Raw genomic sequence first — 13,886 nt, 5'->3', positions numbered from 1 at the left:
CTGATTTATGGAAAACGGAAAAGCCCTCAAAGGCCCTCCGATCAAAAGTACGACGAGCAAGAAAAAAAACATTTGACCTTTTTACATTATGAGACTAGAAATAGAAAAATCAGAACTCACAAATCCCACACTTGAACACCTGGAGGCTTGGCTGCTTGCCATTGAGGAACACCTTCAAAATGATCACGTCTTTGACAGCCTTGACCAGCTGGCCATAACGCTGGAAGAATGGAAATCAGAGTTCTGCCGACCTGAAAAAAACGGAAACGAACACCAGGGTGATCATGTATTGATCATCCTTTACGGAGACGACCTGATCCTGATCTGTGACCAGGCCAGTGGCGAATTCATTAAAGTCAAAGAAGCATTCCCCAAAAAAGCAAAGAAAAGAGTAGTCATCACCGGAGAGGCACCACTGTTCAATATCTCCCGAATGATGAAAAAAGCCCTGGTAATCTGCCTTTCCTTTTTGATGGCTACTCCGGCTTTTGCAGATGGCATCTTCAAGCCACGCAACGGAAAAGCGGTAGTGAAAAAGACCCAAAAGCAAAAACGCTTTAAGGGCTATAAACTCAAGTATGCCAAGAGACAGGGCATCGACCTCGGCAACAATCCAAGAGCATATAAATCCCAGAAGCCATGAAAAGCAGAGATGTATTGATTGGCCAGATCATGGGCACAGCCCCATATCAGTTGCCGCCCATTGTGCATGGGCAAGGAGTATATAGTCTTGATATCACTTATCTGGGACAGAACTACTGCAAGATAGGTGTGAGCATAGAAGAAGTGCTCGAAGGTTATTTTGACTTTGTCACCAAGACCAATTGGTCCCAAGGAACCCAACGCGCCGAGTCAATCACTCAGGTACCGGTCAGACCGGGAAGCAACATCCGTCAGCGCAGCAATCCATCCAAACATCCCTACAAATGATAGATTCTCAAGAGCCCTATTATACGGACGATGGCTTGGAAAACAGCGGGAAAGGCTGTTTTCGGGCAGTGGTAACAGCCATCATCTTCGGTTTTCTCCTGCTCTTTATGGCCATGCGCTGCGGAACTCCAAAAGTGCTTGGGCTGAAAACGGAGGGTATCATCCTCAAAGCCGAGCCGGACAGGGTCTTCATCCTTTTTGAGGACGCACTTGGAGAACCCGGCACATATTCAGGCCAATGGTACTATGTCCCAGGAGAGGGAATAGTCAACAAAGAAAAATTCAAAGCAATTCTCACACTTCAACCCATACAACAATGATTACAACTTCAGCAATGGCAATGCTACTGGTATTTTTCATGGCACTTGCCGGATGGATAGCTTTTATGGCCGGTCAACTGATCGGCAGAATGCAGGAACAGAACAAGATCGTCAAGTACTGCGAAGAAAATGACCTCAATATGACACGCGAACTTCTCAGGGATGTGTACCCTGCTTTTTTCTGGTGTGATACCAAAAGGATTCGCAGATGACACAGGAAGAAGTAAACACGGGCATCTTCCTTTTGGAAATCGATATACAGGTCTATGAAAACAAACTTCGCTATATCCATGAGCTTCAGGAGGAAGACCGCATCAAACTCCGCCACTGGAAGGAAATCAAAGAAAAAGAACTTCAAGAATTAAAAAATCAGCTATGTACAGACCACATATAAAAGCCAAAGAACTACAGCCCGGAGATGTATTCAAAACCAACTCCATGGTGTACAAAGAATACTGGGTGGATACGATAGAAGTAACCGATACCGTCAAGATAACCACATGGGGAAAGAACACCTTCGAGTTTGCTCCCGACAAAGAACTATTCCTAGTAAGAAGTGCAAAAATGAAAAAGGAGGTGTCCAATGGATAAAATTAAAAGACTCCACTTTGAGGATCACGGACAGGATTTTCTGTGGTGGGATTTAGATAAAGATGGTACAGTTGTGAATTGTGGACCATTTCAACAAAGTATATGGATAGGATCTAAGCTTGTGAATTATTCAGAAACGGTACTTAAAACTGGTGATCGTATTTTTTTTGTAACCAATAGAAATCCTGATTTAATGCAATTAAGATATCCAATTGAGAACATTGAAGAAATGGAGGTCACCGATGTTTGAGGAAATCCGAAAAAAGGCCGAACAGGAACCCGAAAACCTGGAAGCCCTCAAGTCCATCACAGAGCCTCCGTGCAAGCATTGCCATTATTTTAAGCCATTTATACCGGTAGATTATAATGGCACTACCCAAAGAATAAGGCTTTGCCGGCATAGTACCATGGTTCAGACTTTTACATGTTTTAAAGAAAGAGAGGAGGTATCCAATGCCTAACTACTTTAAATACCTCTGCTACACCACCAAGCCCTACAATACAGGTGAAAGGGTGGCACAGTTCAACATCACAGGCTTTCCCAAAAAAAAGGTAGATGCCATGATCGCAGCAAACAAACCTGATTTTCCATCTGAGCAATACATGTGCTCTCTTGAAAAATATCCTCACAAAAAATCAGAATTCAATCGAATCAAAAAACCACAACCCAATGACTAAGAAAATTTACAGTTTCAATTATGACTTCTATACAGCACAGCTTGAATTTGAAGTCGATCTCGAAAAATTCACCGAGGAAATGGCCAGAGAAACCCTTGATTTTTTTTCATGGGATTATGATAAGGAAGCAGATCCTATCGATGAAGTATTGAAAAAATATGCCTTGGAAGTGTTAAGAGTTGGTGGTGATAGTTCTGACTATCAGATAATACATTCCTGGAATCAAGAAGGATTTGCCCCGATTGATGGAAGCATGGGGATTAAGCTTACTGAATACAGTGGAATTGATTATCAGGAGAACGATCTGGAAATGGAGGTGAAGGATGTTTTATAAAGTCACCAGAAAAAGCAGTGCTGCATACAAAAAGCTCCATGCACTTAGGACCAGAGAGCTTCAGATAGACAAGGACAATAAAAAGGCCATCAAAGAAAAAACAGGTCTTGACTATCAGAAGTATTTTGGAACCAGTACCAATCAGACTTTTACAAGGACTTTGATTTACTCGGGCTTTGTATTCAAAAACCCTGAAAAAGTGGACACTAAGACCTGGAAAAGGGACTCCAATCTTCCGGATGTCTTTGTGTCAAACACACGGTACAAGCTTGGAAGAGAAATTAGAGAATTTCTGCAAGGTCTTCCATCTAGCAATTATTCCTATGTCCTTGAAGCAGCATCGATAGAAGAAGGGATATATGGAAAATTCACTATCCCATATATGGAAATATGCTGTGATATCATCCTGCTTTTCCTCGATGACAAGCACATTCCAACAGACCCAAATATCATTGAGATCACTTCAAAGGAATTTGAAGCCATCAGAGATCAACACTTTAAGAAAAAGGAGGTCACCAATGGCTAATTCAGCACTTATAGAAAAGGTCCCCGCCAAGCTCAACGCCATCGATTCTTTGGAATCCTATCCTATGGGTGACAGGCTTTTTATGATCCTACGGCTTGACCAAGGCCCCAGTCTCACAATATACAAGGAAGGAAGGGACGCCAAAGACGAGGAAATCGGTACTGCCCTATGGCTCTATCACCAGGCACTCAACAAAGCCGAAAGCCAGATTGAAGTACTTCTCAAAATGATAAAGGAACTGGAATTGGAGGAATACGAACTCGAAGATTATCTCGAAGAATTTCCAGACACGGACAGCAATTACAGGCTACAGGAACTCAAGGCCAACCTCTATATGAGCATGGCCAGAGAGGACGAAAAGAACATTTCCCGCTATATCAATGAGATCCATTTAATGGCAGAAAGGGAGGTCTCCAATGGCTAAGCTAAAACCAAACCAATTCCTCCTTGACAGCCACCTGATCACTGAGAGGCCTATACTATACCAAACAGAAATGGTGAAGTCTGTGCTGCATGGATTGAAAAAGCAGACTAGAAGAACAAAAGGACTTGATTATCTTAATATAAACACTCCATCGGATTGGATATTTGATTTAAGACTAATAGAGAGATTTTTCTTTAAGCATATCAATTATCCTAATAGTTCTGGCTTAGATTTCTTTTGCCCCTACGGCAAACCTGGCGACCTCCTTTGGGTGAGGGAGACTTGGTGTAATATGCAGACCGCCTCTAAACCTGAAGACAATGGAATAAGATTTAGAGCAAGTACAGAGAAGAATAATTTTACATGGAAACCCTCCATCCATATGCCCAAAGCAGCTGCCCGAATCTGGCTGATGGTCGAGGACGTCAAGGTAGAGAGATTGCAGCATATCAGTGAGGAGGATGCGATTGATGAGGGTATCCAATTTGGAAAAGGAATAGACTATAAAGGTTGGCATTACGATTATGAAGCAAATCTCTATAACCTTTCAAATGCAAAATCTTCTTTTAAAACACTCTGGAAATCAATCAACGGTCAAGCCTCTTGGCAAGCCAACCCCTGGGTATGGGTGATCAAGTTCAGAGAACTATCCCGCACTGGCCATCCATCTGAGGAAACCATTCTCAAAAATCATCTGCAAGTAATAGGAGAGGAGGTAGCTCATGTCTAATCTCTCGCCTCTCGTATCTCGCTTCTCAGGAAAGGAGGTTGACCATGGATAAATCCATACAACTCTCCAACCTCAAGGCCCAACTGGAAGCCAAACGGAAGAAAGTCCTTGAAGATCCTGACATCCCTTCACAGCGACTGGATCAGTTGACCAAAGAAATGACCGCCCTTTTTACCGAAATACAGCAACTCGAAGCAGAAGTATACCCCGACAATGAGCAATCCGAAAACCACCATACCCGATGAAGCAAAATTATATTACGAGGAGCGACTCCGCGGCCTCGGCATTACCGAGGAGATCAATACGATCACCAGTCCGGACTATGAGCATGGAGAAAATTCAGCTTGGATACGCACCACCAAAACCAAAGAAAACAAGGCATTTGAAATCCATGAAAAAGGAATTCAGATCAATTACTTCCTGCCCACCGGTTACCCGATTGACTGGAAACCTGATGGACTGAAGTGGTCTAAGAACTTTTCCCGAATCCGTCTGACCAAAGAAAATACCTATGAAAAGGACGGTAATATCCACACTGCCAAGTACCATCAGGAAAAAGGCTCTCCGCTGGTCCCTTATCTCACCCCCGGGGTGATCAAGGCATATAATACGGATAAGAAAATTGAAACTCTGGTCTTGGTGGAAGGGGAGTTCAAGGCTTTCAAAGCTTGGATGGTCAAGGACAAAATCGGGGAAATGGAAAACTGGGAATTTGTCGGCATTCCAGGTATTCACGGCTTTTATGGAGGAGACACCAACCACCGTCGGGAAATCAATGAAATCATACAGCAGATTATTCTGGACTGTGAAGTCAAAAATATTGTCATGCTCCTTGACGCAGATACCCTTACTGTCAAGTGGAAAGACAACAAAGACCTAAGGACACGCCCCATGTCTTTTGCCAATGCAGTGGCAAATTTCCGCAACAGTCTTCACCTGCTCATTGAAGACAAAAGCGTCAACCTCACGCATGTCTACTTTATGCACCTCAAGACCAAAATGTATGAGCATACTAAGGGCTTGGATGATCTTTTGGTCTCGCTGCCGGCTAAGCAGCAGCAGATCATGGATGACCTTTCGCAGCTGCACTTTGCGAAAACCTACTTTGATGGATTGCCACTTACTGACGGTCAGACTTCGGGGATATACCGCTATTTCGGCACTAACAATCAGTCTGATTTCTACGCCATCTATAAGGAATATATTGGCAGTAGGCCTTTCATCTTCAACCGCACTAAGTACGAGTGGACAGGAGAGGAGCTAAAATATGTCAAGTCGGAAGAAGCAGACCGATTCGCCAGAATAGGAATCAACTGGATCAAGCGAGTCCGCCTGCCCAACCACAGAGGAATCACGGAAGAAAGGATTGAAAAATGGTCTGTGACTGAAATAAAAAGGGATTATCCCAAGCACCAGGCAGAGCAGATGATCAATAAGGATATCCCACGTTTTGACGGATTCTTTTCGCTGCCCTCTTGGGACCCCAAAGGATACCGAAGGACAATATACGGCTGCTACAACCTGATGGAACCTTTGATGTGGGATCCAAAGCCGGGCAGGATTGACACTACACTTGGCTTTGTCAAACACCTATTCCAAGGAGAAGGAAAAGTGGAATGGGATGAAGAGGAAAAAGTGTACAAAGAAACGGCTTACAAGGGCGATCAATTCACCATAGCATTGGACTACCTGACCATTCTCCATCAACATCCCACCCAAAAGACCTTTGTTCCCTGCCTGGTATCCAAGGACCAAAAGACAGGAAAGTCCACTTTTCTCGAATGGCTGTGCATGGTGTACAATGGCAATGGCATCGTGCTGAACAATGACCAGTTCAAGAAAAACTTCAACGCCCACTGGGCTTCCAAGTTTATCATCGGCCTTGATGAAGGTTTCTTGGATGTCGAGAAAAAAGCGGAACGGGAAAGGCTCAAGCAGATGGTTACCGCCAAGGAGATATTCATGGAACTCAAAGGAATCGACGTGAAGCCTATTCCATATTTCGGGCATCTGATTATCTGTTCCAATGACGCGGACAACCTGATGAAAATGGAGGAGGAAGATACCCGTTGGTTTGTGGTCAAAGTAAAAAAGACCGACAAAGAGGATCCAGACTTGGAGAATAAGCTCAAAACAGAAATCCCCGCTTGGATCAGCTTTCTTTCAAACCGAAAAATCTTCCACAAGAAAACCTCAAGGCTGTGGTTTGACCCCAAAGACTTCGAAACCGATCAAATGCGGAAGATCATCGAAGTCACCAAGGCCAGACTTGATGTGGTGGTAGAAAACTGGATCAAAGACCTTTTCCTCACCTACAAGCTTCCATCCATTAGGGTCAATAGAAAGACCATGCTCAAATACCTCAATGATCCGGCACTGAGCAAATACAGGATAGATGAAAAGGAACTGAAGTATTATCTGGAGGAGAAAAAAGGCATGAAGTACCTGTCTCCGGGAAGGTGTAAGCTGCCTACGCATATCAATGGTTTCGATTCTGACAATGAACCTAGGATAGCCTACATAGAGGAAACCCAAAGGCATTACCTCTTCAAGCCAGATGATTGGCTCACTCCTGTAGAATACCAGGAATTCAGAGCACCGTTCGAATTCAGCAAACATGAAGAAGAGGACAGCAAAGAAGAAAAGAAAACCAAGGAGTTTGCCGAAGCCCAACCCCTTGACAATAAGCAGTACAAACAGGAAGAGCTTTGGGATCAAAGAAAAGGACCAGCACCATTTTAAAAATAATTTCAATGAGCAGATTCAAACACTACACCTACCACCTGAGGGAAGACATCTCACAGGAAACCTACGAGACATTTCCCGAAGATGTCAGAAAGGTCTATATCTCCACCGTGAAAAAAATCCCTATGGATGAAAAAGAGAAAATGGAGATCCTCAAAAAGTACCCCCAGTTCTTTGACCGCCGACCTACCAAGTCCTACGGGCAAAACGTCAGGAGACTGTTCAATGTCAAGAAAATGCGGGACAAACTGACCAGCAAGATCAGGACAGAATCCTTCGACTCAGAGTTGAGCCCCGATCAGGTAGAAAAAATCCTGATAGTCGATAAAGATCAAGTCGAGTTTCCAAAATCTTAAACCTCAAATCTAAATGGCCATACTCAATTACACCACTAAAATAGATTCGATCAAAACCATTGGTGAGATACAGAAAATACTGGTTGCTCATGGGGCAAATAAAATAGTATGTGACTATGAAGACGGTATCCCTATCGCTGTCACCTTTTGTTTGATTGTGAATGATCAAATGACAGTCTATTCACTTCCTGCAAACTATAGTGGAGTATTGAGAGCAATGGAGAAAAATAAAAAGGTGCCCAGAAATCTCTGCACAAAAGAACAAGCTATCAAAGTCTCATGGCGAATAGTGAAAGATTGGGTAGAAGCCCAAGTCGCAATAGTAGAGGCAGAAGTAGCTGCTATGGCTGAGGTATTCTTACCATATACCGTCACCAAATCTGGCAATACCCTTTATAAAGAAATAGAAAAAGGCGGCTTCAAGCTTTTGAACTGACAAATTATTATCAACACTAAATCTTAAATCTAAATTTTAAAATCATGACTTACGAAGGAATAATGAATGCCCTCGAAGATGGAAAAAAAGTAAGACTCCCAGAATGGAGAGGATACTGGTTTATGGACGAAGACGGCGAAGTCTTGGGGCTGACCAAGGAAGGTGACATAGTTATCCCTTGGATATCGGAAAACCATACTGCTGCACATCGCCTGGCATTACAACAAAGGACGGACTGGGAAATAGCTGAAGGTCTTGACTTCGGTTGGGCCATCTGCGCACTAAAGGCAGGAAAACTGGTCACTCGAAAAGGATGGAACGGCAAAGGGATGTTCCTCTTCATTAGGCCGGAGGATGAATTGGATGTTGATTTTATAGTTGAGAAAGTAAAGTCTCTTCCTCAAAGTCTCAAAAATTATTATGCCAAAAGAGACCCATGGATGAATGAGGAAACAGGCGTGATATCAAAGAGCCAAGCCTTGCCAAATTCAAAAGTAAAATTCACCTCCTACATCTGCATGAAAGCAGCCGATGGCACCATGGTCAATGGCTGGCTCGCATCCCAGACTGACATGCTTGCTGAGGACTGGCAGTTGTTTGATTCTTAAAATTAACTCCGTGGTTTTGTCTTCACTAACCACCCCAATCTAAAATCGAACATGCCCATAGACTACTCCAAATACCATCCCAAATGGAGCCTGATCAGTAGACTGATACGGTTTCAACGCGCAAAGAATCACTGTGAATGGTGTGGCGCTGTTAACTACCAGCCTCACCCAGACACTGGATCCAAAGTGATCCTGACCGTAGCTCACATCGACCGGGACAGAAGTAACAACCGGTTCAGCAATTTGGCGGCTCTCTGTCAGCGATGCCATCTAAACCATGACCGCTCACAGCACATCACAAATAGAAAATATGGACGATACCACAAGGAAAAACAATACAACCTGTTCAAATCCACCAAGACCAAAGATTGAGGACTTTGTGCCCAGAGAAACTGGCTTGGGAGACATTCACAGAATGTTTACAAAAAGCCCTGAACTCTACCGATATATCTGCGCCCTTGATCTGTACATAGATGAACTGGAGGTTCAGAGAGATGCTGATATAAATCAGAACATCGAAGCAATGATGAAAGACTTCAATGAAGGACTAAAGAAACTTTCGTCTACCCTCTAAAATCCCATACCATGCTACAGGAATATGAAGTTTACTTCGAGTTTTTTGGAAAGAAAATGAAGTCAAAAGTACTCGCCAATAGTATCGAACAAGCCAAAGAACAAATCCTTGATAAAGTCAACTTTCACAAAGTCGAAGCTGCCAAAGATAGTGAGTTAAATGATGCCATCAACGGTATGAACGAAGTGATTGACGCATTACAATCCCTCAAAGAATTAAAGGAAAAATTGGATACTCTGAAGAAAAGAACTTAAAAATGCTAGAGCCAAGAAACAAGAAAAAAAACGGAATAGGGTCTCATCAATCTTCCAAAATGAAGAATGATGAATGGCTAACACCACCCGAAATTATTAATGCATTAGGTCCTTTTGATCTTGATCCATGCTCGCCTATTAACCGACCATGGGATACTGCTTCAACCCATTTTTCCAAAGTGGAAAATGGGCTTACTAAAGACTGGTTTGGAAGAGTATGGTGTAATCCCCCGTACGGTGACCAATCAAAAGTTTGGCTAGAAAAGCTGGCAGCTCACAAAAATGGTATTGCTTTAATTTTTGCAAGAACTGAAACAACTACCTTTTTTGATTGGGCTTGGGAAAAAGCTTATGGTATGCTTTTCATCAGAGGTAGACTAAGCTTTTATACGGTTGAAGGAATTAAGGCAAAGGCAAATTCTGGAGGCCCTTCAGTACTTATTGCTTTCAACGAATCAAATTTCAATTCTCTGATCAAATCGGGAATAAAAGGTCAGATTATCAATTTAAATCTCAATAAAAAATATCTGAAAACTATTGAACCTATCAATGAAGAATCATTTGAAACTTCTGAACTGAACCCAATCTGAAATCTGAAATCAAGAAAGTGGTGATACTATGAACACACAAATTTACTCGCATCAAGGACACAGGTCCTAACTGACATCAAATCCACACAAGGTACTACGGCATAAATAGGAAGGGCCCCGATAGCTCGGGGGAGAGGTTTTATTCCGTTCCACCTTGCCTTCAGTCCTTGAGACTTCGTGATAAGGTGCTTTCATTTTATCACTTAGTCTCCATGCCGGGAGGATAAAGCAGGCATTACAAAAAATATGTTTAACTCAGACTTTTACCCAACACCCGAAGCAGTCATCGAGCGGATCACCGAAGGGATTGCTTTCCCAGAATCCAAAATACTGGAGCCTCATGCAGGTTCTGGAAATATGGTGGATTATTGTCTTATCCGAGGCGCAGAAGTAATTGCCTCTGAAAAAGAACCCAAACTCCGCGCTATGCTCAAATGCAGGGTAATCGAGGATGATTTCTTCAAAGTTAAAAGCGCTCAGATAAGCCATATTTCACACATAATAATGAATCCTCCATTTAGTGAAGATGCACGGCATATCCTTCATGCTTGGGAAATTGCTCCCGAAGGCTGCGAGATCAGGGCACTTTGCAATTGGGAAACCGTGGCCAACATCTACAACAGAACAAGAAAAGTGCTCAAGAGGATCATAGATGATTATGGACAGATGGATTATCTGGGTGACTGCTTTTCCAATGCGGAACGAAAGACAGGTGTGGAAGTGGCTTATATCATCCTCAGAAAACCAAAATCCGGAGAAAGCGAGTTTGAAGGATTCTTTATGGATGAGGAGGAAGAAGCGCAAGTGGAAGGATTGCAGCGCTACAACTTTGTCCGGGATATAGTAGGAAGGTATGTCGGATCGGTCAAAATCTTCGATGAACAGCTTAATGCTGCTGTCCGGATGAATGAGCTTACCAAAACTTTCTACAAATCCAAAATAGGTCTCAACCTGACCACAGACGAAGCCAAGACCACCCGTGAGGAATTCAAAAAAGATCTGCAAAAATCCGCTTGGAACTATGTGCTGGATAAGATGAACATGGGGAAGTATGTCACCAAATCAGTGAAGGATGACATCAACAAATTTGTAGAGACGCAGCAAAAGATACCCTTCACGATGAAGAATATCTATGCCATGATCCAAATGATAGTGGGTACACAAAGGTCAAGAATGGATCGGGCATTGGAAGATGTATTTGACCGCATCACAAAGCACTACCATGAAAACAGGTATGCAGTCGAAGGATGGAAAACCAATAGCCATTACCTGGTCAATCAAAAATTCATCCTGGACGGATTGACCGAGATAAGCTGGAGTGGAAAATTTGCTGTTAGGTACGGTTCACACAACTTGGAAAAAATAGAGGACCTACTCAAAGCCCTATGCTACATCACAGGAAAGGATTACAACAAATCCATATCGCTGTATGATCGGTGCAACCATGAATTTATGGTGGAAAGAGAGGGCCAAGTTCTACTGGATCAAAGCGTAAAATTCAGGGCATATCCGGTCTATTTCAGAAATGAATCAGATATGCTTTCCTACTTGGAGAAAAATCCAGACTGCAAAAGATTGCCACAGGTAGAATTTGGGCAGTGGTTTGACTGGGAATTTTTCGAGATCAAAGGATACAAAAAAGGCACCATCCACTTCAAGTTCAAAGACGAAAACGTATGGGCCAGATTCAATCAGGAAATATCCCGAATCAAAGGATATCCATTGTTTGAGCCAAAGAAAGGAGGGCAATCATGATTACAGTATATGATAATGCCCACTTTGTCCTAATCAAGGTTTTTGATAAGAAGGGGGGAAACCTCCTTCAAATCATCAGATGGGATGATATGCGATTTGAAATCCGTAATAAATGGGATTGGTATTTCAAATACCGGGCTGCTTTAGCTCAGGTTCAACACCCCAAAGCCCATGTAGAATTCAAGTGGGGACATTGTGAATCCAGCCAAAAAACGCTTGATCAGCAAAAGATTAATAAGCTCAGAGCAAAGAAAGGAAAGGTCACAGAATACAAAAACAAACTGGCAAAAGTAGTCACCAAATGGGATTCCCTTTTTCCAATTGAGGAGGATCAACGCTATATCAATACCATCAATAAAATTGCAAGCCTCGAAGCAGAGCTTAAAGTAATGGAGGCAGACCTCTGAAAAGATTATCCCTTTTTAAATCTTAATTCTTAAATCTAAAATCTAAAATCAAAATGAAGAACTCATATATAACAGCAACAGACCAGTTTTGCGGTGCCGGTGGCAGTTCGCAGGGAGCAAGAAAAGCAGGAGTAGAAGTCAAAATGGCTTTGAATCACTGGAAACTTGCCATTGATACCCACAACAGCAATTTTCCCGATACGCTTCACGATTGCACTGATATATCTGCCTGTGATCCCAGAAGATACCCAAGCACCAATATTCTGATCACTTCTCCAGAATGCACCACCCACAGTCCAGCAGGTGGCAATCGTCACAAAAATGTAAAAGCAACAATCGACCTTTTTGACAAGGGAATCATTGACCCATCCACCGAACGGAGCAGAGCCACGATGTGGGACGTATGCAGATTTGCAGAATACCATGATTATGAAATTGTGATTGTCGAAAATGTGGTGGAAGCCCGTACTCAGTGGGTACTATTCGATGTTTGGTTGGCAGCCATGCACCGACTTGGATATGAGCACAAATGTCTTTACCTGAATTCCATGCACTTCTGGCCAACTCCCCAGAGTAGGGATAGGATGTATGTCGTTTTCTGGAAGAAAGGAAACAAAGCTCCTGACCTTGATTACCGTCCATTGGCACATTGTCCATGTTGCGGAAAGGATGTCCACGCCGTGCAGGTTTGGAAAAACCCTCAAAAAAAATTCGGGAAATACCGCTTCCAATATCAATATAAATGCCCGAAAGATGGCACAGTGGTAGAACCCTACTACTATGCGGCATTCAATGCCATTGATTGGAGCGATTTGGGTACAAAGATCGGAGAAAGGAAAAAGGCGCTTTCACCCAATACCCTCAAAAGGATTCAGTGGGGATTGGACAGGTACGGAGTGGATCCGCTTTTAATTCAAACACGTCAGGTAAGCGGAGTAAACGGAAGGGTAAAAAGCACAATAGAATCACCTATAGGAACTCAATGCACTGACTTAAGTCATTCTTTAGCCACTCCAATGGTCATCAAAACAGAAAATGGATCTCAAATGAAAAATGCCAAAAAGGTAACAGATCCTTTTCTTACCCAAACTACCAGACAAACCTCAGCTCTAGTGACTCCATGGATAATTGAGATGAACAAAACGGGTGAAGCAAAACCCGCCAATCATCCCATGTCAACCATTACTGCAGGAGGAATCAACCATTCGCTGATGGGAGTTCCCTTGGTTGTCCAGAACAAAGGGAAATCCATGTCAAAACCTTCAACCGAATCTATGCCGGCACAGACGAGTAATATCAACAATGGCATAGTCACACATGAATCTTGGAGCAGCTTTATCCAATACTATTACGGCAGTCATCAGGCTTCCAAGATATCTGAGCCAATCGGTACAGTAAACACCCGTGACAGATCCTACCTCATCAACTACCAAAAACCCCTGATTGAAGATTGCTATTACCGAATGATCAAAGCTCCTGAGGTCAAGGCTTCCATGGCTTTCGATATTGACTACATCATACTCGGCAATCAGCGTGACCAGGTAAAGCAATGTGGCAATGCCGTCACACCACCGGTGCAGGAGTGGATAATCGGACAGTGCGTTAAAAGTTTATCTTGAAGTAACATG

24 protein-coding genes are annotated in these 13,886 nt (G+C 42.9%); all 24 read left to right on the top strand.

The genetic code is table 11. The features are described from left to right. Positions 1 to 88 precede the first annotated feature (88 nt). Positions 89 to 643 carry a hypothetical protein gene (locus CLW00_RS01430; protein ID WP_106131862.1) on the top strand — a complete coding sequence of 185 codons (555 nt, stop codon included), beginning with the start codon at positions 89 to 91 and terminating at the stop codon, positions 641 to 643. Then, a complete protein-coding gene (locus tag CLW00_RS01425; protein WP_106131861.1) occupies positions 640 to 930 on the top strand; it encodes a hypothetical protein in 291 nt (96 codons plus the stop codon). Before CLW00_RS01430 ends, CLW00_RS01425 begins: the two co-directional genes overlap by 4 nt. Further along, positions 927 to 1,250, top strand: coding sequence for a hypothetical protein (locus CLW00_RS01420; protein WP_106131860.1), 324 nt, complete (start codon positions 927 to 929; stop codon positions 1,248 to 1,250). The genes CLW00_RS01425 and CLW00_RS01420 overlap by 4 nt, the downstream gene beginning before the upstream one ends. Further along, positions 1,247 to 1,462, top strand: coding sequence for a hypothetical protein (locus CLW00_RS01415; protein ID WP_106131859.1), 216 nt, complete (start codon positions 1,247 to 1,249; stop codon positions 1,460 to 1,462). The genes CLW00_RS01420 and CLW00_RS01415 overlap by 4 nt, the downstream gene beginning before the upstream one ends. Then, a complete protein-coding gene (locus CLW00_RS01410; RefSeq protein ID WP_106131858.1) occupies positions 1,459 to 1,644 on the top strand; it encodes a hypothetical protein in 186 nt (61 codons plus the stop codon). Before CLW00_RS01415 ends, CLW00_RS01410 begins: the two co-directional genes overlap by 4 nt. Then, positions 1,626 to 1,841 (top strand): hypothetical protein, encoded by a 216-nt coding sequence (locus CLW00_RS01405; protein WP_106131857.1) that lies wholly within the window; start codon positions 1,626 to 1,628, stop codon positions 1,839 to 1,841. Before CLW00_RS01410 ends, CLW00_RS01405 begins: the two co-directional genes overlap by 19 nt. Next, positions 1,834 to 2,091 carry a hypothetical protein gene (locus CLW00_RS01400; RefSeq protein ID WP_106131856.1) on the top strand — a complete coding sequence of 86 codons (258 nt, stop codon included), beginning with the start codon at positions 1,834 to 1,836 and terminating at the stop codon, positions 2,089 to 2,091. The genes CLW00_RS01405 and CLW00_RS01400 overlap by 8 nt, the downstream gene beginning before the upstream one ends. Next, complete coding sequence (locus CLW00_RS01395) at positions 2,084 to 2,302, top strand: hypothetical protein (RefSeq protein ID WP_106131855.1); 219 nt, start codon at positions 2,084 to 2,086, stop codon at positions 2,300 to 2,302. Before CLW00_RS01400 ends, CLW00_RS01395 begins: the two co-directional genes overlap by 8 nt. Continuing rightward, positions 2,295 to 2,519, top strand: a complete 225-nt coding sequence (locus tag CLW00_RS01390; protein WP_106131854.1) for a hypothetical protein — start codon at positions 2,295 to 2,297, stop codon at positions 2,517 to 2,519. Before CLW00_RS01395 ends, CLW00_RS01390 begins: the two co-directional genes overlap by 8 nt. Then, complete coding sequence (locus CLW00_RS01385) at positions 2,512 to 2,853, top strand: DUF2528 family protein (RefSeq protein ID WP_106131853.1); 342 nt, start codon at positions 2,512 to 2,514, stop codon at positions 2,851 to 2,853. The genes CLW00_RS01390 and CLW00_RS01385 overlap by 8 nt, the downstream gene beginning before the upstream one ends. Next, the gene (locus CLW00_RS01380; RefSeq protein ID WP_106131852.1) at positions 2,843 to 3,379 is read left to right on the top strand and encodes a hypothetical protein; all 537 of its coding nucleotides are present in this window, start codon (positions 2,843 to 2,845) and stop codon (positions 3,377 to 3,379) included. The genes CLW00_RS01385 and CLW00_RS01380 overlap by 11 nt, the downstream gene beginning before the upstream one ends. Next, the gene (locus tag CLW00_RS01375; protein WP_106131851.1) at positions 3,372 to 3,803 is read left to right on the top strand and encodes a hypothetical protein; all 432 of its coding nucleotides are present in this window, start codon (positions 3,372 to 3,374) and stop codon (positions 3,801 to 3,803) included. Before CLW00_RS01380 ends, CLW00_RS01375 begins: the two co-directional genes overlap by 8 nt. Further along, positions 3,796 to 4,533 (top strand): hypothetical protein, encoded by a 738-nt coding sequence (locus tag CLW00_RS01370; protein WP_106131850.1) that lies wholly within the window; start codon positions 3,796 to 3,798, stop codon positions 4,531 to 4,533. Before CLW00_RS01375 ends, CLW00_RS01370 begins: the two co-directional genes overlap by 8 nt. 44 nt (positions 4,534 to 4,577) lie before the next feature. Then, a complete protein-coding gene (locus tag CLW00_RS01365; protein WP_106131849.1) occupies positions 4,578 to 4,778 on the top strand; it encodes a hypothetical protein in 201 nt (66 codons plus the stop codon). Next, positions 4,747 to 7,275: a primase-helicase family protein gene (locus CLW00_RS01360; RefSeq protein ID WP_106131848.1), complete on the top strand. Its 2,529-nt coding sequence runs from the start codon at positions 4,747 to 4,749 to the stop codon at positions 7,273 to 7,275. Before CLW00_RS01365 ends, CLW00_RS01360 begins: the two co-directional genes overlap by 32 nt. Before the next feature lie 11 nt (positions 7,276 to 7,286). Further along, complete coding sequence (locus tag CLW00_RS01355; protein ID WP_106131847.1) at positions 7,287 to 7,634, top strand: hypothetical protein; 348 nt, start codon at positions 7,287 to 7,289, stop codon at positions 7,632 to 7,634. A 13-nt stretch (positions 7,635 to 7,647) separates the two neighbouring features. Then, positions 7,648 to 8,070 carry a hypothetical protein gene (locus tag CLW00_RS01350; RefSeq protein WP_106131846.1) on the top strand — a complete coding sequence of 141 codons (423 nt, stop codon included), beginning with the start codon at positions 7,648 to 7,650 and terminating at the stop codon, positions 8,068 to 8,070. Positions 8,071 to 8,114: 44 nt separating this feature from the next. Further along, positions 8,115 to 8,678: a DUF2829 domain-containing protein gene (locus tag CLW00_RS01345; RefSeq protein ID WP_106131845.1), complete on the top strand. Its 564-nt coding sequence runs from the start codon at positions 8,115 to 8,117 to the stop codon at positions 8,676 to 8,678. A gap of 277 nt (positions 8,679 to 8,955) precedes the next feature. Then, positions 8,956 to 9,252 carry a hypothetical protein gene (locus tag CLW00_RS01335; protein WP_106131843.1) on the top strand — a complete coding sequence of 99 codons (297 nt, stop codon included), beginning with the start codon at positions 8,956 to 8,958 and terminating at the stop codon, positions 9,250 to 9,252. A gap of 11 nt (positions 9,253 to 9,263) precedes the next feature. Beyond that, on the top strand, positions 9,264 to 9,506 hold the full coding sequence (locus tag CLW00_RS01330) for a hypothetical protein (RefSeq protein ID WP_106131842.1): 243 nt from the start codon (positions 9,264 to 9,266) through the stop codon (positions 9,504 to 9,506). A 2-nt stretch (positions 9,507 to 9,508) separates the two neighbouring features. Beyond that, a complete protein-coding gene (locus tag CLW00_RS01325; RefSeq protein ID WP_106131841.1) occupies positions 9,509 to 10,096 on the top strand; it encodes a DNA N-6-adenine-methyltransferase in 588 nt (195 codons plus the stop codon). A gap of 246 nt (positions 10,097 to 10,342) precedes the next feature. Beyond that, positions 10,343 to 11,851 carry a DUF4942 domain-containing protein gene (locus CLW00_RS01320; RefSeq protein ID WP_106131840.1) on the top strand — a complete coding sequence of 503 codons (1,509 nt, stop codon included), beginning with the start codon at positions 10,343 to 10,345 and terminating at the stop codon, positions 11,849 to 11,851. Then, positions 11,848 to 12,258, top strand: coding sequence for a hypothetical protein (locus CLW00_RS01315; protein ID WP_106131839.1), 411 nt, complete (start codon positions 11,848 to 11,850; stop codon positions 12,256 to 12,258). The genes CLW00_RS01320 and CLW00_RS01315 overlap by 4 nt, the downstream gene beginning before the upstream one ends. Positions 12,259 to 12,311: 53 nt before the next feature. Beyond that, positions 12,312 to 13,877 (top strand): DNA cytosine methyltransferase, encoded by a 1,566-nt coding sequence (locus CLW00_RS01310; protein WP_106131838.1) that lies wholly within the window; start codon positions 12,312 to 12,314, stop codon positions 13,875 to 13,877. Positions 13,878 to 13,886: the final 9 nt, after the last annotated feature.

The organism is Mongoliibacter ruber, assembly GCF_003003005.1.
In the GTDB taxonomy this organism is placed as follows: domain Bacteria; phylum Bacteroidota; class Bacteroidia; order Cytophagales; family Cyclobacteriaceae; genus Mongoliibacter; species Mongoliibacter ruber.
The sequence above is the reverse complement of the archived record's forward strand: the minus strand, read 5'-3'. Positions and strand labels throughout refer to the sequence as shown.

Bases quoted from the DNA above. Each gene is read 5' to 3' on its own strand.
- CLW00_RS01430 (WP_106131862.1), top strand. From the start codon at position 89: ATGAGACTAGAAATAGAAAAATCAGAACTCACAAATCCCACACTTGAA.
- CLW00_RS01425 (WP_106131861.1), top strand. From the start codon at position 640: ATGAAAAGCAGAGATGTATTGATTGGCCAGATCATGGGCACAGCCCCA.
- CLW00_RS01420 (WP_106131860.1), top strand. From the start codon at position 927: ATGATAGATTCTCAAGAGCCCTATTATACGGACGATGGCTTGGAAAAC.
- CLW00_RS01415 (WP_106131859.1), top strand. From the start codon at position 1,247: ATGATTACAACTTCAGCAATGGCAATGCTACTGGTATTTTTCATGGCA.
- CLW00_RS01410 (WP_106131858.1), top strand. From the start codon at position 1,459: ATGACACAGGAAGAAGTAAACACGGGCATCTTCCTTTTGGAAATCGAT.
- CLW00_RS01405 (WP_106131857.1), top strand. From the start codon at position 1,626: ATGTACAGACCACATATAAAAGCCAAAGAACTACAGCCCGGAGATGTA.
- CLW00_RS01400 (WP_106131856.1), top strand. From the start codon at position 1,834: ATGGATAAAATTAAAAGACTCCACTTTGAGGATCACGGACAGGATTTT.
- CLW00_RS01395 (WP_106131855.1), top strand. From the start codon at position 2,084: ATGTTTGAGGAAATCCGAAAAAAGGCCGAACAGGAACCCGAAAACCTG.
- CLW00_RS01390 (WP_106131854.1), top strand. From the start codon at position 2,295: ATGCCTAACTACTTTAAATACCTCTGCTACACCACCAAGCCCTACAAT.
- CLW00_RS01385 (WP_106131853.1), top strand. From the start codon at position 2,512: ATGACTAAGAAAATTTACAGTTTCAATTATGACTTCTATACAGCACAG.
- CLW00_RS01380 (WP_106131852.1), top strand. From the start codon at position 2,843: ATGTTTTATAAAGTCACCAGAAAAAGCAGTGCTGCATACAAAAAGCTC.
- CLW00_RS01375 (WP_106131851.1), top strand. From the start codon at position 3,372: ATGGCTAATTCAGCACTTATAGAAAAGGTCCCCGCCAAGCTCAACGCC.
- CLW00_RS01370 (WP_106131850.1), top strand. From the start codon at position 3,796: ATGGCTAAGCTAAAACCAAACCAATTCCTCCTTGACAGCCACCTGATC.
- CLW00_RS01365 (WP_106131849.1), top strand. From the start codon at position 4,578: ATGGATAAATCCATACAACTCTCCAACCTCAAGGCCCAACTGGAAGCC.
- CLW00_RS01360 (WP_106131848.1), top strand. From the start codon at position 4,747: ATGAGCAATCCGAAAACCACCATACCCGATGAAGCAAAATTATATTAC.
- CLW00_RS01355 (WP_106131847.1), top strand. From the start codon at position 7,287: ATGAGCAGATTCAAACACTACACCTACCACCTGAGGGAAGACATCTCA.
- CLW00_RS01350 (WP_106131846.1), top strand. From the start codon at position 7,648: ATGGCCATACTCAATTACACCACTAAAATAGATTCGATCAAAACCATT.
- CLW00_RS01345 (WP_106131845.1), top strand. From the start codon at position 8,115: ATGACTTACGAAGGAATAATGAATGCCCTCGAAGATGGAAAAAAAGTA.
- CLW00_RS01335 (WP_106131843.1), top strand. From the start codon at position 8,956: ATGACCGCTCACAGCACATCACAAATAGAAAATATGGACGATACCACA.
- CLW00_RS01330 (WP_106131842.1), top strand. From the start codon at position 9,264: ATGCTACAGGAATATGAAGTTTACTTCGAGTTTTTTGGAAAGAAAATG.
- CLW00_RS01325 (WP_106131841.1), top strand. From the start codon at position 9,509: ATGCTAGAGCCAAGAAACAAGAAAAAAAACGGAATAGGGTCTCATCAA.
- CLW00_RS01320 (WP_106131840.1), top strand. From the start codon at position 10,343: ATGTTTAACTCAGACTTTTACCCAACACCCGAAGCAGTCATCGAGCGG.
- CLW00_RS01315 (WP_106131839.1), top strand. From the start codon at position 11,848: ATGATTACAGTATATGATAATGCCCACTTTGTCCTAATCAAGGTTTTT.
- CLW00_RS01310 (WP_106131838.1), top strand. From the start codon at position 12,312: ATGAAGAACTCATATATAACAGCAACAGACCAGTTTTGCGGTGCCGGT.